This is a genomic window from Flavobacterium aquariorum, from assembly GCF_003254745.1.
Taxonomy (GTDB): domain Bacteria; phylum Bacteroidota; class Bacteroidia; order Flavobacteriales; family Flavobacteriaceae; genus Flavobacterium; species Flavobacterium aquariorum.
Map to the genome: position 1 here is coordinate 395075 of NZ_QKXH01000003.1, position 24345 is coordinate 419419.

Here is a 24345-nt window from a genome sequence, read left to right on the forward strand (position 1 = left end):
TATCTTATTTTAATTTGATGATGCAAATTTACCACCAACAAGTCTATTATTAAAATAACATAATTCATACCTTTGTATCATAAATATAATACTTATCGACATGGTAAATTTAGAATGGTATAGAACTTTCAAATACATTTACAAAACCGGCACCTTAACTGGCGCGGCAGATGCATTGTTTATTTCACAACCTGGGGCTAGTTTGCACTTAAGTTCGCTCGAAAGTTATGTTGGCTATAAATTATTCGACAGAAGTAGCAGAAAAATGATTCCTACCGAAAAAGGGAAAGTACTCTACAATTTTATAACCGATGCATTGACAAAATTGGAAGAGGCGGAGAAAAATTTTCAGAGAAGCACCGAAAAAAACACCCCAACCATTAGCATTGGAATGTGTTTTGAGACATTTCAGATTACTTTAGAACCGTATTTGGCAACCTTTCCGTTTAATGTGATTATTCAATTTGGAGAATACCCACAGATGATTGAAAACCTAGACAAAGGAATTTTAGATTTAATCATTACCCCGCAAATCATAGCTAAAACCACAATCGATTACCAAGCCTTCTCTTCAGAAACGATTGTTCTTATAGGTGGTAACGAAACAGATTCAGAAACCTTTGACACTTTAAAAAAACAAAATGACTTAGAAGCAATTGAACTCTGGCTAAAACAACAAAGATGGTATGGAACCACCGGAGACATGGAGCATTTGAGACGCTTTTGGCAGCTTAATTTCAACAAACATGCTGATTTCAGACCAAATTACATTGTCCCGAATTTAAACTCCATAGTACGTTGTTTAAGCAACAGTAGTGGCTTGGCGGTAATTCCGGATTTCTTGTGCAAAACAGAACTAGAAAGTGGAAAAATAAAGCTTTTATGGCAGGGGAAAACTCCTTTAAAGAATACTCTCTATTTCGCTAACAAAAAGAAAACAATTTACACAGATGAAATACAATTAATAAAAGACACTTTCATGAAAATAATGTAGCAATTTTTAAGCATAAATATTTACACACTAATCCAAAAAAAAAAGATTCAACTTACGTTGAATCTTTTTTTATAAATATATGTTGCTAATTACTAGCTTTCTTGGTGTTTAACCTCAACATTATGTTTCTCATCTTTAGAAATGGTATCAACCAATACTGGAGTTGCAATAAACAATGAAGAATAAGTACCAATTATAATACCAATAAGCATCGCAAAGATAAATCCTCTAATAGATTCTCCTCCAAAAATAAACATGATTAACAATACAAAAATCATTGTCAATGAAGTATTGATTGTTCTTGACATTGTAGAGTTAATAGATTTGTTTACAATTTCTGAGAATGAACCTTTTGTTTTACCATCCAAGAACTCACGTACCCTGTCGTATACAATTACGGTATCATTCATAGAGTAACCAATAACCGTCAAGATAGCCGCAATAAAGTGCTGATCAATCTCCATACCGAAAGGCATGTATTTCCAAAGCAATGAATAAACTCCTAATACAAAAATAACGTCATGCGCTACCGCTGCAATAGCACCTAAACTATATTGCCATTTTCTGAAACTGATTACCAAATATAAACCTACAATAAGCATTGCTCCTAAAACAGCCCAGTAAGCATTTGTTTTAATATCTTCCGCTACAGTTGGACCAACTTTGGATGCTTGTACAACACCTAACTTTTTACCTTCATAAGCATTTATAAATTTATCATAAGTCATATCAGCACCATAATGCTTTTTCAAACTTTCAAATAATTTTTTATTTACATCTTCGTCAGCAGCACTACCTGTCTCTTGAATCTTATACTTAGTTGTAATTTTTAACTGATTGTCTTCACCAAATATTTTAACCTCAGCACTACCAAATACCGCAGTTAACTCTTCTTTAACCAACTCAGGCTCCATTGATTTTTCGAAACGAACTTGAAAAGTTCTTCCTCCAACAAAATCGACACCTTGATCAAAACCGTGAGTTGCAATAGATGCAATACTTACAATAGTTACAATAATAGAGAAAAGGTAAGTCCATTTTTTAATTCCAAGGAAATCAAAATGGAAGTTAGTAAAGAAATTTTCAGAAAACTTAGTTACAAAAGATAAATCATTTTTACCTGCAATATTTCTGTCAATAAAAATTCTAGCAATAAAGATAGAAGTAAACAAAGAGGTGATGATACCAATTAATAAAGTAGTAGCAAATCCTTTGATTGGCCCAGATCCAAAAATAAACAATACAGCACCAGTCAAGATGTGCGTTACGTTTGCATCAACGATAGAACGCATAGCACCTGTCCAACTATAAGAAGCTTTAACAGCCTCATCCAAAGTTTTACCGGACCTTAATTCCTCTTTCGCTCTTTCATAAATAATGATATTCGCATCAACCGCAGTACCCATCGTTAAAACGATACCTGCAATACCAGGCAATGTAAGTACAGCACCTAAGCTTGCCAAAATACCAAACATAAATAATAAGTTGACTGCTAAAGCAATATTTGCATACCAACCTGCTTTACCATAATAGATCATCATCCAAAGAGATACTAAAAGCAATCCAATTACTGCAGAATTAGTACCATTATCAATAGCTTCCTGACCTAAGGATGGTCCTACAACTTCAGACTGAATTATTTCAGCAGCAGCCGGTAGTTTACCTGCTCTTAATACATTCGCCAAATCTTTAGTTTCTGTAACATCAAACTGTCCCGAAATCTCAGATCTACCACCTGCAATCGGTCCACTCGAAACACCTGGTGCAGAATATACAATATCATCAAGAACAATAGCAATATTGCTCTTTTGAGTATAAGCTCTTCCTGTTAATTCTTCCCACTCTTTTGCTCCTACGTTATTCATTTGCATAGAAACAGCAGGTTTTCCTAATTGATCAAAAGTATCGCTAGCGTCAGTTACAACACCGCCACCCATTGAAGCAACATTATCTCTGTTTCCTTTTAAAGCATACAACTCAACAACTTCAACGTCTTTCTCTTTTGCATCTTTAATGGTAGTGGGTTTTCCCCATACAAATTTTGCATAACGTTGTTCACCTGCCAATAAAATTCTTATGTCAGCTCTTTTGAAGTAAGAATTGATTGTAGCAGTATCTTTTGGAGAGAAAAGACCTAAAACTGGTCCACCACCTTGTGCAACAATTTTGTCAATGATAGGATTATTTCCTTTTTTAGTAGCAGTAGAATCTTTTCCGTCAGTCAATAACGCACTTAATGAATCTTTCGCAACAGTTTTAGTTTCAACTTTAGCAACTTCAGTTTTTTTCAAAGCCTCATTAGCAGCCATGATGAAATTACCAATTTCTTCAACTTTATAAGTCTCCCAAAACTCTAATTGAGCAGTACTCTGCAATAACTTTTTGATTCTATCAATATCTTTAGCACCTGGAAGTTCCACAAGAATTTGTCCAGACTCCCCTAATTTTTGAATATTAGGTTGAGTTACACCAAATTTATCTATACGTTTTCTCAATACACCAAAAGCACTTTCAACAGACTCATCAACTTTTCTTTTGATTACTTTCTGAACTTGAGCATCTGTCATTTGAAAAGTAACTCCACCTTCACCTTGCAAACTTCTGTTAGCAAAAATATCTGGTGATGCTAATTTTACCGAACCTTTAGAATTAGCTTCAAAAGCTTCAAAAAACGCATCAATGTAAGCTTGATTTCCTTTTTTATTTGCAGTGGCATCCGCCAAAGATTTATTAAAAACTGGATTTTTCGAATTATTTGATAATCCTTTCAAAATGTCTTTAACAGAGATTTGAAGAGTCACATTGATTCCTCCTTCTAAGTCAAGACCTTTATTGATTTGTTTATCTTTTACTTCATTGAATGTAAAATCAGTAAAACCTAAGCTAAACACTTTTTCTTTACCAATTGAATCCAAATATTTTACTTCTTTTTCTGGGTTTCCGCCAGCGAAAGATTTTGCATCACTTTTTATTTTGCTTGAGACAAAAGTGAACGAAAGTTGGTAAATACTTACCAATGCAAATAGAATTGCGAAAAATTTAATAAGTCCTTTATTCTGCATTATTACTAAAAATTAATTATTTTTATTTATTATTTTTTTGTTTTAAACCCTATAAAATAAGCCATTACGTCATTTTTGAAAAACAAAAAAGATGTGCACGATTTATATCATTTTTTTTAAACCGAGCAAATATATAATTAACGGAAAGATTAACCAATTTATTTATTAATTAAAATCAAAAAAAAGACTGCAGAAATTGCAGTCTTCTTTTTTTATACGTAAATTATTATGCCAAAACAGTTTTCAAATCAGCATTCATGCTTCTTACAGCCTCTGCACTTTTTGCAAAAGCAGCTTTTTCAGCATCATTTAATTTAATATCAACAATTTGTTCAATTCCATTTTTACCTATAATACAAGGTACACCTATACAAATATCACTTTGACCGTATTCACCATCCAACATAACCGAACAAGCAATCATTTTCTTTTGGTCATTCAAAATACTATCTACCAAATAAGCAACAGAAGCTCCAGGCGCATACCAAGCTGAAGTTCCCAACAAACCTGTTAATGTAGCACCACCTACCATAGTGGCAGCCGCAACTTTTTCCAACTCTTCTTGAGACAAGAATTCAGAAACTGGAATACCATTATAAGCAGCCAATCTTGTCAAGGGAATCATTGTAGTATCACCATGCCCACCAATAACCATAGCAGAAATATCATTAGATGGCCTATCCAATGCTTTAGACAAATAATATCTAAAACGGGAACTATCTAAAGCTCCACCCATTCCGATAATTCTATTTTTTGGTAATCCAGTAGCTTTCAATGCCAAATAAGTCATTGTATCCATTGGATTAGACACTACTACAACAATACAATTTGGTGAATGTGCCAATACATTCTCTGCAACAGTTTTAACAATTCCAGCATTGATTCCAATTAACTCTTCTCTTGTCATTCCTGGTTTTCTAGGAATTCCTGAAGTAATCACAACTACATCGCTGTTTGCTGTTTTAGAATAATCATTAGTAACTCCTGAAACATTAGTATTAAAACCAGTATTTGTAGCACATTGCATGATATCCATAGCTTTACCCTCGGCAAAACCTTCTCTAATATCCAATAATACTACTTCACTTGCAATTCCTCTATAAGAAATTGAATCTGCACAGGATGCTCCCACATTCCCTGCTCCTACAATGGTAACTTTCATTTTTATTTGTTTTTTTTATTAATTTCAAACCAAAAAAGAAAAATACAGTTACTCTAAAAACTACGCATCGATATTTGCGTAAACTGCATTTTTCTCGATAAACTCTCTTCTTGGCGGCACTTCATCTCCCATTAACATAGAGAAAACTCTATCCGCTTCTACCAAACTATCTATTGTAACCTGTCTTAATGTTCTGAAACCTGGATCCATCGTAGTTTCCCACAATTGCTCCGCGTTCATCTCTCCAAGACCTTTATAACGCTGAATCGCTGCACTTCCACCCATTCTTTCATTTGCTTGATCACGTTGAACATCTGTCCAGGCATATTCTTTCTTATTTCCTTTTTTAACCAAATACAAAGGAGGAGCCGCAATATAAACGTGTCCTTCTTCAATAAGCTCTTTCATGAAACGGAAAAAGAAAGTCAAAATTAAAGTAGCAATATGACTACCATCCACATCGGCATCACACATGATGATTACTTTATGGTAACGCAATTTCGATATATTCAAAGCCTTGCTATCTTCTTCTGTTCCAACAGTTACTCCAAGTGCCGTAAAAATATTTCGAATCTCTTCATTTTCAAATACTTTGTGGTGCATTGCTTTTTCTACATTCAGAATCTTACCTCTCAAAGGCAAAATTGCCTGAAAAGCACGGTCACGACCTTGTTTTGCCGTTCCCCCTGCCGAATCTCCCTCGACAAGATATACTTCACATTTCGCTGGATCTTGCTCAGAACAATCTGATAATTTTCCTGGCAATCCACCGCCACCCATAACGGTTTTACGTTGTACCATTTCACGAGCTTTTTTGGCTGCATGACGTGCTTGGGCTGCAAGTATTACTTTTTGAACTATAATTCGAGCATCATTTGGATTTTCTTCCAAATAATTTTCAATCATTTCGCTCACCGCCTGACTTACCGGAGAAACTACTTCACGGTTTCCAAGCTTAGTTTTAGTTTGACCCTCAAATTGAGGTTCAGCCACTTTTACCGAAATAATTGCAGTAAGACCTTCACGAAAATCATCTCCAGCGATATCAAACTTCAATTTATCCAACATTCCGGAAGCATCTGCATATTTCTTCAATGATCTCGTAAGACCCGTTCTAAAACCTTGCAGGTGCGTTCCTCCTTCGTGTGTATTAATATTATTTACATAAGAAAAAATATTCTCAGAGTAACTTGTGTTATAAATCAAAGCCACTTCTACAGGAATTTCTCCTTTTTCGTTATCCATAGAAATTACGTGTGCAATAATTGGCTCGCGATTTCCATCTAAATATCGAATATATTCTTTTAATCCTTCAGAAGAATGAAAAATTTCTGAAACAAAATTTCCGTCTTTATCTTTTTCTCTTTTGTCTGTAAAAGTAATAGTGATTCCTTTATTCAAAAAGGACAACTCACGCATACGAGCAGACAAAGTATCATATGAATACTCAATTGTTTGGGTAAATATCGAAGGATCCGGATAAAAAGTAACGATTGTACCTCTTTTGGTAGTTTCTCCAATTTGTTTTACCGGGTAAAGCGCTTTTCCTTTTTCGTATTCCTGCTCGTATACTTTTCCGTCACTGCTATGAACCGTTGCTCTTAAATGATTTGACAATGCATTTACAACAGAAACTCCAACACCGTGAAGACCTCCAGAAACTTTATAAGAATCTTTATCAAATTTACCTCCTGCACCAATTTTGGTCATTACAACCTCTAATGCAGAAACACCTTCTTTTTTGTGAATACCGACTGGAATTCCACGCCCATTGTCTTCTACAGTAATTGATCCATCTTCATTGATATCAACTCGTATAGTATCACAATGGCCTCCCATTGCCTCATCGATGGAGTTATCTACTACTTCATAAACTAAATGATGTAACCCTCTTACACCTACATCTCCAATGTACATTGATGGACGCATTCTCACGTGCTCCATTCCCTCTAAAGCTTGGATACTGTCTGCTGAATAATTGTCCTTCTTGATTTCTTCGCTCATATTAATTTAATCTAAAAAAAATGTGTTTTTCGTCTAACAAGCAAATATATAAAAATGTAATCTATATAAGCGTTTTATTCCAATTATAAGAGGCTAAGTTATTAACAAAAGATGTCAATTTCAATGATATAAATCAGTTTTAATGGCATTATCAAAAATTCAGTTTCAATATCAATAACAATGGCAAAAATCAATAGCAATAACAATAAAAAAAAGACAAGGATAATGACAATGAATATCCAATAAATTGTATCCAAAAGGGTTTTAAGCAAAATATTAAACCTTTCTAATCAACAGTATTCCTGCCATCATTCCTAACCTTTTGATACCCTTAAAAACAGCGGAATTCACAAGGCTTATCTCTTCTGTCGGGACTAAAAAAGCAAAATCAGGAACACTTGGAAGCAATAATCTAGTATATTTTTTTTTAAACAAACGCAAAAACAACAATTTCAATGGCAATGAAAAAAATCAATAGCAATCACAATTAAAAAATATTATAAAATACAAGTTTCCAAAACGAACATTTAAAATGCTGTCTTGGAAACTTTATAAATTGAGCAATTCCTATTTCAAATTGCCATTGATATTGTTATTGAAATTACTATTTAATAATTCTCACATTCATTTCCTCTACCTTTTTATCAGATAGAAGCGATGGCGCTCCGAATAAAAGATCTTCGCTAGTTCCGGTCTTTGGGAAGGCCATTACTTCCCTAATAGATGCTTTTTTCTCTAAAATCATCATTAAACGATCAATACCCCAAGCAATTCCTCCGTGTGGCGGTGCTCCGTATTGGAAAGCTTTATGCATCGTTCCCACACTTTTTATCATTTCTTCTTTATTGTAACCCATATTTCTATAAGTAGCTTCCAGAATTTCAGATTTATGGGCACGAACTGATCCTCCTCCAATTTCGTAACCGTTTAAGATTATATCGTATTGTTGCGCGATAATTGTTCCAATTTCATTGTCATCGCCTTTCATATGCTTTTCTAAATCATAAATCGCAGGCATTGAGAACGGATTATGCGTAAAGGTCCATCTTCCTTCATCTGTTCTTTCAAACATCGGGAAATCAACAACCCAAGCCGGACATAATTCCTTCGGATTAATTAAGTGCAATATTTTACCCATTTCTTGACGAACAGCATCCAAAGCTTTGTTGGCAGTGGCGTAATCTGCTGCTGAAAAGAAAACAATATCCCCCACTTGTGCGTCAGTTGCTTTTATAATTCCTGCTGCAATATCTTCGCCTAAAAACTTAATAATCGGTGACTGAAGTTCATCTTCATTTACAATAATATAAGCCAATCCGCCTAAGCCGTGCTGCTGAGCAATAGCCGTAAGGTTTTCGATTTGACCTTTAGACATACGCTTATTTCCTTGCTCTTTGGCCGAAACCTTGATACATTTTACAATTCCGCCATCTTCAATAGGTTTGCTAAATACTTGAAAAGTAGTATCTTTTACAATGCCGGTAATGTCTTGCATTTTCAATCCGTAACGCAAATCTGGTCTGTCACAGCCATAGAAATCCATAGCATCTTTGTATGTAATAACTTCAAACGGACGCAAAATCCACTTGTTACCATATATCTTTTTAACTACTTCATTAAACATTTTTGTGTTTAAATCTATAATCTGCTGCATACTTGAATAGGCCATTTCCATATCCAATTGCGTAAATTCCGGCTGACGATCTCCACGAGAATCTTCATCTCTAAAACAACGCGCAATTTGAAAATACTTTTCATAACCGCTCACCATTAACATTTGTTTGAACTGCTGAGGCGCTTGTGGCAATGTATAAAAGAAACCTGCTTGTTTACGTGTAGGAACAATAAATTCACGTGCTCCTTCATCGGTTCCCGCACTTAAAATTGGGGTTTCAATTTCTAAGAACTCTTCTTCATCTAAAATGTCACGCAATAATTTAATTACTTTATGACGGTTTACGATTGCTCTCCTAACCTCTTCATTTCTGTGATCCAAGAACTTGTATTGAAAACGAATTGCCTCGTTCGTTTTGGCAGCTCTTTTAATTTCAAAAGGCAAGGTTTTGGATAAGTTTAAAATCTCTAATACCGAAGTTTCCAATTCAATTTTACCTGTACGCAAACCTGCATTATAATCATCTTCATTACGGCCTACCACTTTACCAGTAACAGAAATTACCGATTCCGGTTTTAATTTCACCAACTCATCTATATTAGGAAATGATTCTCTACTAATTCGTACTTGAAAAATCTCATAACTGGAATCACGTAAATCAATAAACATCAATTCACCATGGTCACGAACACTGGCAACCCAACCGGACAATATCACTTCTTGTTGGATATTTTCTTCGGATAATTGTGAAATTTTATGCGTTCTATAAATATCTTTTATAATAATAGGAATTTCAGGAAGCGATTCTTCTTGACTTTCTTTATTCTCTACAACTGTTTCTTTGGAAACTTTTTCAGATGCTTCTTTCTTTTCTAAAATAGCAGCAGCTCCTAATTTATCTAAAATAATTTGACGAATTACTTTCCCATTCGCTCCTTTTCCAATAACTCCTAAAACTTTACCAACCAAAATACCAGCTTTCCCTTGGTCCCCAGCTTTAATATCATTGGCAACAGCCTCATTTTCTGAAATTACAGTAGTTATAACCTCTTGAATTGTATCTTCAGAAATGGTATTGTCTTCAAAATACTTATTGTAATCAAAAGTTCTGTCTTTTAAATAAGCTGTTATTGCATTTTGAACCAAAACCGCAGTGATTTTTTCGGCCTTGAATAATTTAAAAATATCCGTTAAATGGGCAATACTATGGATTTCAGTATAATCTTCTGCCTTAATATTGTTTGCCAAAGTTTTGGCAACAAATGAAGGATCTTTGATTTCATTATTTATTTCCACAAATGTTTGTGAACGCAATTTATCTGCTGTGAAAAATTTAGCGTCTTGTGGCAAAACACCTCCATTAATTAAAATAGATTCTACTGCATAAGGCAAAGCACTTGTATCTACCTTAATCGCTTCAATTTCGGCTTTAATATTTACAAAAGGCAAATCTGGCTCAGAAATAAAACGGTAATCCGCTTCAAATTCTTTTTTACGCATTACTTTGGTCTGCTTTAAATCGGCATCCCATAATACAGTTGTTTGATCAGGTCGAAACTCTTTGTGCTCTATAAAATAATTGAACTGTTTTTCCACTTCTTCCTTCAAAGCTTCCACCATAAACTTAAACGAGTTCAAGTTTTTGATTTCCGTTCTTGGATTTAATTCATAACTGTGTTTTTTTCGCAAAGACACAGAAACATCCGATTTAAATTCTCCTTTCTCCAAATTCGCTTCAGAGATTCCCAAGTTTTGAACTATACGTTGAATGTATTGTGCATAAGTTGAAGCGTCTTCAATATTTCTAATACAAGGTTCCGTAACAATTTCAATCAACGGAACACCTGCTTTATTAAAATCAACTAACGAAATTTTCTTTTCGTGCATCAATTTTGCAGCATCTTCTTCAATATGAACCTGAGTTAAATTTACGGTAAATTGAGAACCATCATTTCTATAACAAGAAACTTGTCCATCAGGAATTATTGGATTGTGAAATTGCGTTATCTGAATATTTTTTGGATTGTCTGGGTATTCGTAATGTTTTCTATCCCAAGATATCACTTCATTACTAAATGACGAACCTACAGCTTTTCCAAAATAAATTGCCTTTGTAATCGCTTCTTTGTTTAAAGCAGGTAAAACGCCCATTTGCCCAGTACAAACCGAACATATATTTTCGTTAGGTGTTTCTATTTCTTGATTTGGACAAGAACAAAACAACTTGGTTTTGGTATTCAATCGAACGTGTGTTTCCAGTCCAATTACCAATTCTAAATCGTGGGCTTTTATAGCCGCAGTTAATTGCTCCAATTCCATTATATTGTATCTTTTAAGAAGTTAGCAAACTTCAACACTAATTCATCACTATTTTTTGCTGCAGTAATTTGCAATCCTGTGCTTGTTCCTTGTGGCACGGTCAAAGTTGGTAATTGTCCCAAACTAAAGCCAACTGTGTAAGCATCAGACAAATACATCGCCAAAGGATCTTTCAAACTGTCTCCAATTTTAGGAGGAGTACTTGGTGTAACTGGCGATAAAATAATATCCACTTCTTGAAAATCTTTACTGAAGTTTTCAGAAATCTGATCTCTTAAAGCCAATCCTTTCAAATATATTTCATCAGAGAAACCTTGAGACAACACTTGGTTTCCTCCCACAATTCTACGTTTTGTTTCTTCTGAAAAATTTTCAGATCGAGTCACTGCATAAGTTTCAATTAAATTTTCAGCTTCAATACGGTTACCATAATTTGTTCCGTCTAAACGAGACAAATTCGAAGCTGTTTCAGCCATTGCTAATGTATAGTAAGTCGAAACCAAAATATCCGATTTGAAAAAATCCAATTCTTTTACTTCAATTCCTTTGGCTTTTATTTTTTCGATACTTGCTAAAAAATCAGATTTTATTTGAGCATCAATAGCATCACTTTCAATAAAATTTTTAAAATACCCTATTGTTTTTACGCTTGAAGTTGCAATCGCATCTTCACTAATTTCATTTGAAGTAATTGAAGTTTGATCTTTTGGATCTTTTCCGCTCATTACGTTCAAGACAATTCGAATGTCTTCAATTGATTTAGCCAATGGGCCAACACAATCCGTAGAAGATGCATAAGCCATAAGCCCGTATCTGGAAATCCTTCCGTAAGTTGGTTTAAAACCATAAATATGATTGTACCCGGCAGGCTGACGAATTGAACCTCCAGTATCTCCACCAATAGAAAAAACAGTATATTCTTTTGCAACGTTGACAGCAGATCCACCGCTTGAACCTCCAGCAACTAATGTTGGATCGATAGCGTTTTTTACAGCACCAAAAATAGTGTTTTCGCTAGAAGATCCGTGACCAAAACTATCACAGTTTTCTTTTACCAATGGTATAGCGCCCGCATCCAATAATTTCTGAATTGCAGTTGCAGTGTAAGGAGATTTATAATTTTTTAACAACTCAGAACTTGCAGTAGCGTAAGTTCCTTGCAACATATATACATCTTTAATTCCAAAAGGAATTCCTTCTAACAAACCTATTTCTTCTCCGTTTGCAATTTTAGCATCTACTTTAGCAGCTAATTCCAAAGCCAAAGCATCTAATAAAGAATTTACTGAATTATAAGTATTTTGTTTAAGTAAGTCTAATTTTTCTTGTACCAAAGCCGTACAAGTTATTTGTTTTGACACCAGTTGTTGGTGTATTTTTTTTATTTGAGAATCCATTTTTTTATCCTTCTATAACTTTAGCAACTACTAAAAAACCATTTTTCTTGTTCGGGAAGTTTTCCAAAATTATTTGTTTCTCAATAGCCGAACTCTCTATCACAACATCTTCTCTTAAATTATTTACAGACACACAATTACGATTGACATTATTTGCAGCATTATTATTTGTTGGAATTGCATTTTTGATTACATCAAATAATTGGTTCACGCTCTCTGAGGGCTGTGCTCCTTTAATACTCGACAATATGTCGACTGTCATTGTTTTGCTCATAATTTCATTTAGTTTTAAAGTCAAACTTTTAAGGTGGCGAATTTACAAAAGTTTTATTAGGGAATCATGTTTATTTTAATGATTTCAACTGTTCTCAACATAAAAGAACAACATTTTAACATTATGTTAAATTTAATTACAATATGTAACAGTATTTCAAAATAGTTTAGGCAGAATAGAGAATTTCGCAAAACTGCAAAAGAATCAAATCCGTTTTTTGAGTTATAAATTGTGATTTTTTTACTTTTTGCCAAAAAAAATTATTTCACTTTCTCCCCTTTCAAAAACACTTGTGTAGGTATTAATTTAACCATTTGATTTTCTTCAACTTTCATCAAATCCTGATCAAACATTACAAAATCGGCCCATTTACCCGCTTCAAGACTTCCTTTTTCTTTTTCTTCAAAATTAGAAAAAGCAGCCCAAATCGTCATTCCTCTCAACGTTTCTTCCCTTGTCAAAGCATTTTCCATTTGAAAACCAGCCTTTGGATAGTTCTTAATGTCTTTTCTTGCAACAGCAGCATGAAAAGTAAGCATTGGATTTACTTCTTCAACAGGAAAATCTGTACCCAAAGCAACTATTCCTGCTTTTTTAAGTAATTTTTTATAAGCATAGGCATTTTTCAATCGTTCGTTACCCAATCTTTCACCTGCCCAATACATATCAGATGTGGCATGAGTAGGTTGCACTGAAGGAATTATTCCAGTCGCGAAATAATCAAAATCGGCTTCTTGAATCACTTGTGCATGTTCAATTTTCCATCTTCTGTCTTTTTTACCAGTCAATGCTTCTTTGTATATTTTCAACAAAACGGTATTTGCAGAATCTCCAATAGCATGTGAATTCAACTGAAAAGGAGAACTGCCAATTTGTTTGGCTACATTTTTTAATTCTTCCACAGAAGAAAGCAACGTACCATATTGTTTCGGACTATCCGAATAAGGTTTATGCAAACAGGCGCCACGAGAACCCAATGCACCATCTCCATACATCTTAAAAGAACATACATTTAAGTTATTGGTTTTGCAAATTCCTTTTTTCAAGTACAAATCGATATTCTTCTGATTTGCCGTAATCATCGCATACACATTAATTTTCATAGCTTTTGCTTTTTGCAAGCTATCCATCAAATTAATGACATCCGGATCTAAACCAGCATCATTGACTGTTGTCAACCCATATTGAAACATCACTTTTTCGGCGTCTAATAATCCAGCGATTTGTTTTTTTCGATTTGGTTTAGGTATTATTTTGAAAACCAACTCCATTGGATTATCAATTAAAATCCCATTAGGTTCACCATTTTCCAAAACTATTTCTCCACCAGAGACTTTTGTCGATTTTGAGATTCCTGCCAATTTCAAAGCCAAACTATTTACAACAATTGCGTGACCATCTATACGATTTAAAACTACCGGAATATTTGGAAAAACTACATCTAAATCTTCTTTCGTTGGAAATTTAGCTACTTGCCAATCATTTTGATCCCATCCATTTCCAATAATAAACGTAGATTTTCTTTCTTTTTGATATTTCTTGATTCTATCAATTACTTCAGTCATACTTTTGGTTCCCCGTAAATCGACTTCTTGCAGACTCAGTCCATAACTATAAAAATGACAATGGGCATCATACAACCCTGGATAAACAAATTTCCCTTTTGCATCAATAGTATTTTTGGAATCATAAGAATTTGCTATTTCATCATTGGAACCAATAGCCACAATTTTACCAGATTGAATCGCCATAGCCGAGGCTTTACCAAAATCTTTATTTACGGTATAAATATTGGCATTCGCAACAATAGTATCTACAGCAATCTTATTTTTTTGATTACACGAAACCAATAAAATCAATGAAAGCAGAAAAGAAATTTTCTTCATAATAAACAGTTTAGTTATTGGAGCTAATATAAAAAAAAGAGCTCCAATAAACTGTAAATTACAGAATGAATTGTTTAAAAGAAAAAACTATAAAATTTCTTGTATTGTGTATTTGGTGGTATTAATCTCAAAAGCAAATCCAACTTTATTTCCCATCAATTTATTTCCAAGCGGGGATTGTGGAGATAAAGCAATAATATTAATACCGTCAACGTTGATTTTTGGAAGAGCAAGACTTAAGTACAAATAAATCCCATTGGCTTTTACTAGACTTCCCAGAATAATAGTTTCTGCTACAACCGAAGAATCTAATTTATCCAAAACGCTTTTTTGAGTCAATACTTCTTTGAGTTTCGTATTGAGTTTTTCCTGTTCAATATGCATCATAGACAAAGCCGTCTCATGCTTATCACCTGCCGAACCTTTGGCATCATTTTTAGAATCTTCGGTCAAAGCCGCAATCATGTCCCTGAAAGCATCTATTCTATCTTGAACTAATTGATGGTAACGATGGTATATTTTTTGTTTGAAAGTCATTTATTAGACTACTTAGATTTTTAGATTCTTAGATTTTTTTTAAAAATCAAATTTATAATTCCCTCCCAACATCACTTGAAAACCTTGAACTGGATAATTCAACCATTTTTGGTATCCATTATTCATAATGTTATTGGCTTTTAAAAAAGTAGTAAATCGTTCACTGTATTTGAATCGAATATTCGCATTCAAATCGAAATAACCATCCAATGTGATTGGTCCCGGAGCAGTAACATAAACTATATCGGTATTTAGTTGCTGGTCCTTACGTTCACCTACATAAAACAAATTTATACCAGCAAACCATTTTTCGGTAACCATAAAATCAACTTTGGAATTGAATTGAAGTTCTGGTAAATTCCAAGCTTCTCCTTGTATTTTATTGGAATAACTATTAATAGTTACATCAGCTTCTACTGTAACACCTTTGGCTAAATCCGCTTTAATTTCTCCGTAAAGACGTATGGTTTTCATATCATCATAAATTACTTGAAATGAATTCCCAAAAGCATAATTGGCATTTGTATTCTTTTCATTGTAGTCATTGCTTTTAAACAACGCTTTGTTTTCATCATATATGTATGAAGCTTTTACATCATAACTCACAGTGCTGGCCAATTTTCCCTTTAAACCTGCGTGAACATCATACAACTCATTGGTTGGCTTAATCTCCAATGTAGGAGAAACAAAAGGATTCGCGTCAACAAAATCTTTATAGGTATTTTGTTGCAAGTTCCCAATTGCACTTGTATAAAATATCATCAAATCACCCACAACATTATAAGAAGCCGTTACCGATGGATAAACATAAAACTTATTGCTCGTGTTATTCTTACCCATACTATAAACCAAGCCAGCTCCAATGTCGATTGTCCAATCGTCTCTTTTCATAACAAAACTTGGCACTATTCCTAAATTTGTAAAGCCGTATTTAATATCTGCTGTATTTGTTCCTGAATAATCTTTCTTAAAACTACCATCAACATAATCAACAAACACTTTGGTTTTTATTGCTTCATCCAAAACATCAAACTTAAAAGTTGGTGCTAATAAAAATCGATTCTCCGCCGAACTGTACGCATCCGAAAAGTGAGTAAGTTCTAGTTTAACATCTTTCAAAAGGGCTTCTTCAAAAACCAGTGAACCACCAGCCGTGATTGTATTGTAAGATTGTTGTGGATTAATACCATTAACCAAAGCCATACTTTCTGGAAGAGTTAATGTATTTCCAAAATCGGCAGGCAGCCCATACCAATTATAAATTTGATTCTGGTATCCTAGTTTTACATTCCAAGCCATTTCCTGCTCATTTGACCCATAAATCAAATCAATTTTGGTATCATAATAAAAGTCGTCCAAAGTAATCTCTTTTATTCCTCCCTGCGAAGAATTATGACGAAACATTCCTCCTATATATTCATTATTATTAAGATCTTCATTCACATACAATTCGGCATTCAAAGAACCATAATTTCCAATTCCGAAAGTTGCATAATTTTTAAACAAACGTTCTTGCTTTGCTTTCTCAACTCCTTGTGCATTTCCTTTGGAAGGAGAAAAAGTTGAAGCCACGGGAAAAGGCAAAATCGAATATTTCACAATTTCTTTTTTAGCATTTTCATCATTTGTAATCACTGGAACTTCATTTACTTTGAAAGCATCAGAGATTGTTGGCGTATATGGCTTAACCACATTTACCACTTCTGTCCCAATATTGTCATTTTTATCTTTTTTGTCTTGTGCAAAAGATAATTGTGAAAAAAACAAGAGTAAAACCCCCATCGTAATCCTCCCCTCAATTGAGAACATTGATTGTTTATTTATGAATGCTTTTATGTTTTTGATTATCATCTTTGCTGTTTTTTCTATCTCTGTTTTCTAATTTCTGCCTTCTTTATTCTGCCTTCTTTATTCTGCCTTCTCCTTTACACTTCCCATTCACCTTTTGCAATGAATTGTGTTTTCCCTCCAATTTTAATATCAAAATTATCTCCAGACAATTCCCCGTCAAAATAAATTCTTGAAGGACGATTGATAAAATCTCCTTGATGGTTGATTGTTTTAATTTCTGGCGAATGGTATTTCAAAAGAAAAGCCTGCAGACAAGTACTCGCACTTCCTGTCCCTGCATCTTCAACCAATTGATTATTTTCGATACAAAACATTCTGCTGTAAAGTTCTCCTTTATCAAAACAATACAAATACAGCGCTCTATGATTTGTTTTACAATGCCATTGCAACCACTCATTCATTTCACCCAAATCAAAACGTACACTTTCTAAAGCCTTTATACTACTCAAGGGAACAATCACAAACGCACTTCCTGTAGTTACTTCCTGAATGGGTAATTTATCCTCAAAATCTGCACTAGTTAAATTACTAAAAGACAAAATATCTGATTTTGCGAAAATATCTAAAAAACGAGGTTGTGCCGCCTGTAACCAAACCAAATCACCTGTTTGTTGAATCGGAATTTCACCAATTGGCACCGATAATTTAAAATTTCGAGGATTCGTCTCCACTATTTTATTCATCAAAACCCAAGATGTCCCTATAACTGGATGGCCTGCAAACTGCATTTCGTGTTCTGCTGTAAAAATTCGAATTGCGGCACTATTATTTTCTGGTTCAATCTTGGTAATAAAAGTGCTTTCGGCAAAGTTAATTTCCCGTGCAATTTTCTGCATTTCTTCGGTATTCAAACCTTCCGCTTCCAAGAAAACGGCCAGTTGATTTCCGGCATATTTTTCCTCTGCAAAAACATCTACTATATAAAAAGGTAATGTCATTCAGCTTTTCTATTTAGTTATTGATGAATTTGTTTTGGCTTCTTCAGTTTTTATTCTGTTCAATTCCGTTTTAGCTTCTTCAACCACATCGGAATAGTCAGTGAAATTTTCAATCACATTATCCAAAACATAGGTCGCTTGATAACTGTCTTTTAAACCATAATAGTTCTTCGCCATTAGAACCAAGCCTTTGGCTCCAAAATAACGGTAACTAGAATAATTTTTGGCTAATTTTTGAATAGCCGCATTTGAAATCTCAAACTTTCCTTCTTTATTTTTAAAATAAGCATCATAATACAACGCTTCCGCAGCCAGTTCTCCTTTGCTCACACTTAGTAATTTTGCGTAAGCAGTTTTAGCTTTGGCTTCATCACCAGATTGCATAGCAGAACGGGCAACGATGATTTGGGCATCACTTTTTACATTTTCCTCCGCTTTTGGATTCGCCAACACCTTGTCGGCATAAACCACTGAATTTGGATAATCCTTTGTTTCATAATAACATTTCATCAAATTCGCTTGCGCAAAAGTCTTATTCTGTGGAAAATCTGCTTCTTTTTCTATACGAACCAAAACCGGAATTCCTTTATCACAATTTTTATCTTTCAAAAATATTTGCGCTAATCGAACCAAAGACTGCTCAGTATATTCACATCTAGGCTGTCTTATCACATACTCATAATTAGGGACCGATTTACTTTCTGAACCTTCAGCGTAAAGCAATTGTGCCAATTGAAAATTGGCCTTCAGGATATTTACACCATTCGGAAATTTGGCGACATAACTGCTGTATCCTGAAATTGCTTGTTTATTATTTCCTTGCCCTAACTGTTTCTCGGCAGCCTCAAAAGTATCATTATCCAATTCCAAATCGGTCACCGCAACAAAATCTAATGTGCGTACCCAAGTGGCATATTCATCCACTTTTCCGTTATCAACATAGATCAATCTGGCAGTAGAAACCGCTTCGTAAGCTTCGGGAGTTTTAGGGAAATCAGAAGCCACTTTTTTAAATTTGGTTAAAGCCAAATCATCTCGATCCGAATTATAATAAACCAAACCTTGACGCAAAACTGCCCTTGATGTATACGAACTGTTTTTGAAAGTTGTCACTAATTTATCATAGGTTTTTATGGCCAAATCCTGTTTGTTTTCGGCAACATAAGTATTCCCTAATTCAAACAAAGCGTCATCTTGGTAATCTGATTTTGGATATAATGTCAAAAACGCATTGAGTTCTTCTATCTTTTTACTGTTTTTCGAAAGAAATCCATAACAAAGCGCTTTTTGGAAATAAGCATAATCAGCATCAACACTTTTGGATTCTATTACCTTAATATAAGCATCCAATGCTGATTGGTATTTCGTTGTTACGAATCTACAGTCGGCAAGACGTAAATAAGAATCATTCAAACGAAATTTATCCGCTTTATTATTGTCGATTTGGTTTTGGAAAGAATTCCCGGCAGCTTCGTATTCTTTCAACTTAAAATTAGCGTAAGCTATATTGTAATTTACGTTTTTAAACTCAACTGTTTCTTTGGCTTTTGCCAAATCCGAGAATTGCTGATAACTCAACAAGGCTTCTTTGTAGTCTTCTAAATTATATTCGGATTCCGCTTTCCAAAAAGTGGCACGTGCAGTTATAAGGGCATCCTTTTGTTCTTTTACTGCTTTTTCAAACATCGACAAAGATTCGGAATAATTCCCTTCGTTATATAATTCCAATCCTCTATAAAAAACTACTTTTTGATAGGCAATTCTATTTTCTGGAGTTTTGTTTTTCTCCAATAAAACCAATGCTTCTTTGTAGTTTTTGGATGAAATATAAGAATCAATCAACAGTTTTTCTATAACATCATTATTTGGATTCGTTGGGTATTTATTGATAAAACCCAATAAAACTTCAGGAACACTTTGGTACGAATTCCCAATTTCATAGCTCAATTTGGCATAATTAAAACTGGCATCTTCCTGCAATTTTAAATTAAAATTCATTTCGGAAGCATTCTTAAAAGCATTCAAAGCTTGTTGCTTTTTATTAGATTCCAAGTAACTTTCTCCCAAATGGTAATAAGCATTTTGGGCTATGAAATCGTTTCCATCAATAATTTTGTTGAATTGCGAAATGGCATTTTCATAATCCTTTTGTACATAATAGGCATAACCCAATTGGTAGAAATCGGTATTATTCCATTTCCCTTTTTTGCCTTTATATCCAACCAAATAAGGGATCGCTTTATCGTATTGTTTTAAATTAAAATAGCTTTCTCCAATAATTTTATTCAATTCTGATTTTTCTTCAGGAGTAGAATTCGGCATTGCTTTGATTCCTAAATCGATAGCTTTTTGAAAATCCCCCGATTTGAAACTCATATCCGATTTGTAGTACGATAATTTTTCGGCATACTTTTCATTGCCCGAAACTTGGTCAAATTGTTTATTAGCCTCTACATAATCATCAGACTCATAAGCCATAAAACCCATGTAATATTTGCTCTGAGTACCGTATTCATCAGTATTGGCTACTTTACTAAAATATTTTTGGGCTTCTTTTGTTTTTTTGGAATCAAAATAAGCATATCCTTTTTGAAAATTATACTTGTTGCGTTCACTGTCTTTCAGGACACTTTCATCTACCCTATTAAACCATAGCAAAGCTTCTTTAAAATCCCTGTGATCGTAATAATAATACGCAACATCAATAAAGGCTTGATTTTGCTTACGGCTTGCTGGATATTCTTCAACGAAACGATTAATCAATTCTTCAGCATTATCCTGATCGGTACGAATGGTACAATTCGCAATGTAATAAGCACAATCTGATTGCAAACCTTCGGTCGTGGCAACAGCCTGAACATTCTTAAAAATGATTTGCGCTGAAGCATATTGTTTGTCCTCATATAAAGAGAGTGCTTTATCGAAGTCTTTTAATGGGTAAGTGTAAATGGTCGATTCTTGTGAATAAAGGGACGTTATTTGAACAGTAAAAAGGAATAAAAAAAGTCCGGGAAGTTTACGCATTGTTGTTTTTATTTAATGTTCAAATATATTTAATCTGATTCTATAACGAAAGGCTGACAGCTTTTATTATAAACTATTTTTAAACGGATTCCACATCCTCTGCCTAACTCCAAAGGAGAGTGGAGCTTGAATTGGAATTTGAAATTTAATTTTTGCATTTTACTTTTGTATTTGGATTTTATCTTTTTACTTTTACCCAATAAACAAATTCTATTATGTCACAATCAGTACTGTCTTTAAAAAACGTAAACATATACCAAGAAGGAAAAATTATTTTATCTGATGTTAATTTAGAGGTCAATCACGGCGAATTTATTTACATCATTGGAAAAACAGGTTCTGGAAAGAGTAGTTTGTTAAAAACATTATATGCCGATTTGCCATTATTAGAAGGCGAAGGCAAGATTGTAGAATTTGATTTGGCCACTTTAAAAGAAGATGATATCCCGTTTTTGAGAAGAAAATTTGGTATTGTTTTTCAAGATTTTAAATTACTACCAGATCGTTCTGTAAAAGACAACATGCTTTTTGTTTTGAAAGCAACTGGTTGGACGGATACAAAAGAAATGGATGCCAAAATAAACGAAGTACTTGACAAAGTAAACATGAAAGACTTTGCAAGCAAAATGCCTCACCAACTCTCTGGCGGAGAACAGCAACGAATAGCTATCGCAAGAGCATTATTGAATGATCCAGAATTTATTCTTGCCGATGAGCCAACAGGGAATTTAGACCCGCAAACCAGTATTGAAGTTCTTGAAGTTTTAAGAAAAATCAATGCCAATGGCAAAACAGTTATTATGGCTACGCATGATTATGCTTTGTTAATGAAATTCCCTAGCAAAACCTTAAAATGTGAGGATGCCACCATTTTTGAAGTGGTACAAAGAACGGTGTAATGTTATCAATTCTTATCCCTGTATATAATTACAATACATTTCCACTAGTTTTAGAATTACACAAGCAATGTTTGAATTGTGGAATTGAGTTTGAGATTTTATGTCAGGATGATGCTTCAGGCTTAAATTGGAATACCGAAAACCAAAAAATAAACTCTTTAAATAACTGTTCCTTTTTTATTAATAATTCCAACCTCGGAAGAGGCGAGAACATTAATTCATTAGTAAAACAATCGAAATACAGTTTGTTGCTTATAATGGATTGCGATACTTTTCCAACCCAGAATAATTTTATTCAAAAATATTGCGAAGTCATTCCGAATACATCAGTCGTATTTGGAGGTATTCGATACGAAAAAAAAACACCTCGCAAAGAGCAACTTTTACGTTGGGTTTACGGAAATAAAAGGGAATCTCTTTCACTTGAAAGCAGGAATAAAAATCCTATTTTCAATGCACTGACTTCCAATTTATTGATCAAAAAAAAAATTTTAGAACAAAACCCTTTTGATCTAACCATTACAAAATATGGCTATGAAGATTTGTGTTTTCTCTCGGTATTAAAAACAAAAAGCATTAAGGTTTCTCATATTGATAATCCAACCTATCACTTGAATTTAGAGACTTCAGTTATTTTTTTAGACAAAACAAGAACAGCTATTAAAAACCTAGTTTACATTATCAATTCAGGTAAATTCCCAAATATCGAGAGCAAAATCAATTCGGTTTATATTATTTTAAAAAAGTTAAGACTCGTTGCAATAACGACTTGCATTTTCAACAAAACAGAATCAGCGATGATTTCTAATTTACTTTCCAATACCCCTTCCCTTTTTCTATTTGACCTTTATAAATTGGGCTACTATTGTAATATTCAATCCAAATAATTATTATTTTACCAAACTCTCAAAAAGAGCTTTCCATTGTTGCATTATGCATTCTAAATCATACTTCTTTACACTCTCTTGAGCATTTTTACCCATTTGCATTCTCAAATTTTCATCTTCAATAAGTAACTTCAGTTTTTGAACAAATGAATCTGCATTTCCATCTTCAATCAAAAAACCATTTTCTCCATCATTTATAATTGCTCTTGGGCCAATTGGACAATCATAAGCTATACAAGGCAAACCAGAAGCCATCGCCTCAAGCAATACCATTGGAAAACATTCGGAACGAGAAGTCATAACATACAAAGATGAAGACAAGTATTTTTCTGAAATATTTTTTACGGGTTCCTTTAATTTTACATTGAATTCCATTCCCAACTCTAGAACTACAGATCTTAAATGCGCTACCGAATCTCCATAAATATCTAATATCCAATCGGGGTGTTCCGCGACCACTTTTTGCCAAACAATCAGTAATCGATCCAGTCCTTTTTCATAAGAATTCCGAGCAACCGCGATTACTTTTTTTGGTTTTAAATTTGATATGTTTTCGTTTTGGATCCAAGATGGATTTGGAATTACCAAACCGTTATTCACATTCCATTCTTTCAAACTTTCATTTGACAATGCTACTACTTTTGAAAATTTATTTGCACCAAAATCTTTGAATTTATATTTAAGCGCGTTTTTAAATTTTGAAATCAAATCCGATTTCAATTGTTTTTCTTCTATATATTTTGAACCGTGACATTCAAAAACAATCGGAATTGCATCAGAAATAATAAATGGAATCGAAAAGGCTTTCAGACCATTATCACAAACCATAATAACATCCGGTTGAATGATTTGTATTTTACTTTTTAAAGATTTCCGAAAAGAATTAAAGAAATTAAAAATCGTTCCCTCCAGCATCATATCATGGAAAACAATCTTTTCATGAAAAGAATAAAATAATAACGAGTTTCCTTGATTTTGCGTAAGAACATGAACCTCATATCCAAACTTTTCGATAAGATAATTCAGTTTTAGCGATAAGACTCTGGCGACTCCACCTTCATTATTTAGTTTGGGAACTATAAAGAGCAATTTCATTTTTTTGAAATCAAAAATTCATCAAAATCCCTTATATAATCTTCTTCCAAAAAATCATCAGAAGCCAAAACCAAACAAACAGCGCCAGAAGAAAAGTTTTCCAATTCACGCCAAATTCCTATTGGAATCAATAATCCAACATTCGGTTTGTTTAGTAAATAACGTTTTTTTTTCGTTCCATCATTTACGGTTACTTCAAAACTCCCACTCAAAGCAATGAGCACTTCTTGTTGTTTAATATGGGCATGTCCGCCTCGAAAAGCATTGCTTGGCACATCAAAAAGATAATAAACCCGTTTGAATTCAAAGGGCAAAAAATCACTTTGAATAATCCCTAGATTCCCCCTTACATCTTCAACAACAGGTATTTTTAATAATTGAATCGTGTTTACTGTTCCCAT

At 33.8% G+C, this 24345-nt stretch carries 16 protein-coding genes; 3 read left to right on the top strand and 13 right to left on the bottom strand.

Annotation, left to right across the window (positions count from 1 at the left end; all coding sequences use genetic code 11):
• Positions 1–100: 100 nt before the first annotated feature.
• The gene (locus DOS84_RS07050; protein WP_111409411.1) at positions 101–994 is read left to right on the top strand and encodes a LysR family transcriptional regulator; all 894 of its coding nucleotides are present in this window, start codon (positions 101–103) and stop codon (positions 992–994) included.
• A gap of 92 nt (positions 995–1086) precedes the next feature.
• Here the strand turns inward: DOS84_RS07050 and secDF are convergent, their stop codons facing one another.
• The 11 genes from secDF to DOS84_RS07110 form a co-directional block, all read right to left on the bottom strand.
• Positions 1087–4056: a protein translocase subunit SecDF gene (gene secDF, locus DOS84_RS07055; RefSeq protein WP_111409412.1), complete on the bottom strand. Its 2970-nt coding sequence runs from the start codon at positions 4054–4056 to the stop codon at positions 1087–1089.
• Positions 4057–4282: 226 nt separating this feature from the next.
• On the bottom strand, positions 4283–5218 hold the full coding sequence (locus DOS84_RS07060) for a malate dehydrogenase (RefSeq protein ID WP_111409413.1): 936 nt from the start codon (positions 5216–5218) through the stop codon (positions 4283–4285).
• Positions 5219–5278: 60 nt separating this feature from the next.
• Positions 5279–7222: a DNA topoisomerase (ATP-hydrolyzing) subunit B gene (gyrB, locus tag DOS84_RS07065; RefSeq protein ID WP_111409414.1), complete on the bottom strand. Its 1944-nt coding sequence runs from the start codon at positions 7220–7222 to the stop codon at positions 5279–5281.
• Between the two features lie 604 nt (positions 7223–7826).
• Positions 7827–11156, bottom strand: coding sequence for a bifunctional amidotransferase subunit GatB/aspartate--tRNA ligase AspS (gene gatB/aspS / locus DOS84_RS07075; RefSeq protein ID WP_111409416.1), 3330 nt, complete (start codon positions 11154–11156; stop codon positions 7827–7829).
• Complete coding sequence (locus DOS84_RS07080; RefSeq protein WP_111409417.1) at positions 11156–12553, bottom strand: amidase; 1398 nt, start codon at positions 12551–12553, stop codon at positions 11156–11158. The genes gatB/aspS and DOS84_RS07080 overlap by 1 nt, the downstream gene beginning before the upstream one ends.
• 4 nt (positions 12554–12557) lie before the next feature.
• Positions 12558–12827: an Asp-tRNA(Asn)/Glu-tRNA(Gln) amidotransferase subunit GatC gene (locus tag DOS84_RS07085; RefSeq protein WP_207802027.1), complete on the bottom strand. Its 270-nt coding sequence runs from the start codon at positions 12825–12827 to the stop codon at positions 12558–12560.
• A gap of 260 nt (positions 12828–13087) precedes the next feature.
• On the bottom strand, positions 13088–14713 hold the full coding sequence (locus DOS84_RS07090) for an amidohydrolase (protein ID WP_111409418.1): 1626 nt from the start codon (positions 14711–14713) through the stop codon (positions 13088–13090).
• Positions 14714–14800: 87 nt separating this feature from the next.
• Entirely contained in the window at positions 14801–15250 is a 450-nt protein-coding gene (locus tag DOS84_RS07095) for a hypothetical protein (protein ID WP_111409419.1), read from the bottom strand.
• Between the two features lie 39 nt (positions 15251–15289).
• Positions 15290–17101, bottom strand: coding sequence for a TonB-dependent receptor (locus tag DOS84_RS07100; RefSeq protein WP_243636332.1), 1812 nt, complete (start codon positions 17099–17101; stop codon positions 15290–15292).
• A 74-nt stretch (positions 17102–17175) separates the two neighbouring features.
• A complete protein-coding gene (locus DOS84_RS07105; RefSeq protein ID WP_111409420.1) occupies positions 17176–18039 on the bottom strand; it encodes a PhzF family phenazine biosynthesis protein in 864 nt (287 codons plus the stop codon).
• Positions 18040–18048: 9 nt separating this feature from the next.
• The gene (locus DOS84_RS07110; protein ID WP_111409421.1) at positions 18049–21063 is read right to left on the bottom strand and encodes a tetratricopeptide repeat protein; all 3015 of its coding nucleotides are present in this window, start codon (positions 21061–21063) and stop codon (positions 18049–18051) included.
• 215 nt (positions 21064–21278) lie between these two features.
• Between DOS84_RS07110 and DOS84_RS07115 the strand changes: the two genes are divergently transcribed.
• Entirely contained in the window at positions 21279–21962 is a 684-nt protein-coding gene (locus DOS84_RS07115; RefSeq protein WP_111409422.1) for a cell division ATP-binding protein FtsE, read from the top strand.
• The gene (locus DOS84_RS07120) at positions 21962–22849 is read left to right on the top strand and encodes a glycosyltransferase (protein ID WP_111409423.1); all 888 of its coding nucleotides are present in this window, start codon (positions 21962–21964) and stop codon (positions 22847–22849) included. Before DOS84_RS07115 ends, DOS84_RS07120 begins: the two co-directional genes overlap by 1 nt.
• A gap of 3 nt (positions 22850–22852) precedes the next feature.
• Here DOS84_RS07120 and DOS84_RS07125 read toward each other — a convergent pair whose 3' ends face one another.
• Both DOS84_RS07125 and DOS84_RS07130 read right to left on the bottom strand, forming a co-directional pair.
• A complete protein-coding gene (locus tag DOS84_RS07125; RefSeq protein ID WP_111409424.1) occupies positions 22853–23944 on the bottom strand; it encodes a glycosyltransferase family 4 protein in 1092 nt (363 codons plus the stop codon).
• Positions 23941–24345, bottom strand: a complete 405-nt coding sequence (locus DOS84_RS07130; RefSeq protein ID WP_111409425.1) for a sugar 3,4-ketoisomerase — start codon at positions 24343–24345, stop codon at positions 23941–23943. Before DOS84_RS07130 ends, DOS84_RS07125 begins: the two co-directional genes overlap by 4 nt.

Excerpts from the sequence above, each read along its gene's own strand:
- DOS84_RS07050 (WP_111409411.1), top strand. The coding sequence starts at position 101 with ATGGTAAATTTAGAATGGTATAGAACTTTCAAATACATTTACAAAACC.
- secDF (WP_111409412.1), bottom strand. The coding sequence starts at position 4,056 with ATGCAGAATAAAGGACTTATTAAATTTTTCGCAATTCTATTTGCATTG.
- DOS84_RS07060 (WP_111409413.1), bottom strand. The coding sequence starts at position 5,218 with ATGAAAGTTACCATTGTAGGAGCAGGGAATGTGGGAGCATCCTGTGCA.
- gyrB (WP_111409414.1), bottom strand. The coding sequence starts at position 7,222 with ATGAGCGAAGAAATCAAGAAGGACAATTATTCAGCAGACAGTATCCAA.
- gatB/aspS (WP_111409416.1), bottom strand. The coding sequence starts at position 11,156 with ATGGAATTGGAGCAATTAACTGCGGCTATAAAAGCCCACGATTTAGAA.
- DOS84_RS07080 (WP_111409417.1), bottom strand. The coding sequence starts at position 12,553 with ATGGATTCTCAAATAAAAAAAATACACCAACAACTGGTGTCAAAACAA.
- DOS84_RS07085 (WP_207802027.1), bottom strand. The coding sequence starts at position 12,827 with ATGAGCAAAACAATGACAGTCGACATATTGTCGAGTATTAAAGGAGCA.
- DOS84_RS07090 (WP_111409418.1), bottom strand. The coding sequence starts at position 14,713 with ATGAAGAAAATTTCTTTTCTGCTTTCATTGATTTTATTGGTTTCGTGT.
- DOS84_RS07095 (WP_111409419.1), bottom strand. The coding sequence starts at position 15,250 with ATGACTTTCAAACAAAAAATATACCATCGTTACCATCAATTAGTTCAA.
- DOS84_RS07100 (WP_243636332.1), bottom strand. The coding sequence starts at position 17,101 with ATGATAATCAAAAACATAAAAGCATTCATAAATAAACAATCAATGTTC.
- DOS84_RS07105 (WP_111409420.1), bottom strand. The coding sequence starts at position 18,039 with ATGACATTACCTTTTTATATAGTAGATGTTTTTGCAGAGGAAAAATAT.
- DOS84_RS07110 (WP_111409421.1), bottom strand. The coding sequence starts at position 21,063 with ATGCGTAAACTTCCCGGACTTTTTTTATTCCTTTTTACTGTTCAAATA.
- DOS84_RS07115 (WP_111409422.1), top strand. The coding sequence starts at position 21,279 with ATGTCACAATCAGTACTGTCTTTAAAAAACGTAAACATATACCAAGAA.
- DOS84_RS07120 (WP_111409423.1), top strand. The coding sequence starts at position 21,962 with ATGTTATCAATTCTTATCCCTGTATATAATTACAATACATTTCCACTA.
- DOS84_RS07125 (WP_111409424.1), bottom strand. The coding sequence starts at position 23,944 with ATGAAATTGCTCTTTATAGTTCCCAAACTAAATAATGAAGGTGGAGTC.
- DOS84_RS07130 (WP_111409425.1), bottom strand. The coding sequence starts at position 24,345 with ATGGGAACAGTAAACACGATTCAATTATTAAAAATACCTGTTGTTGAA.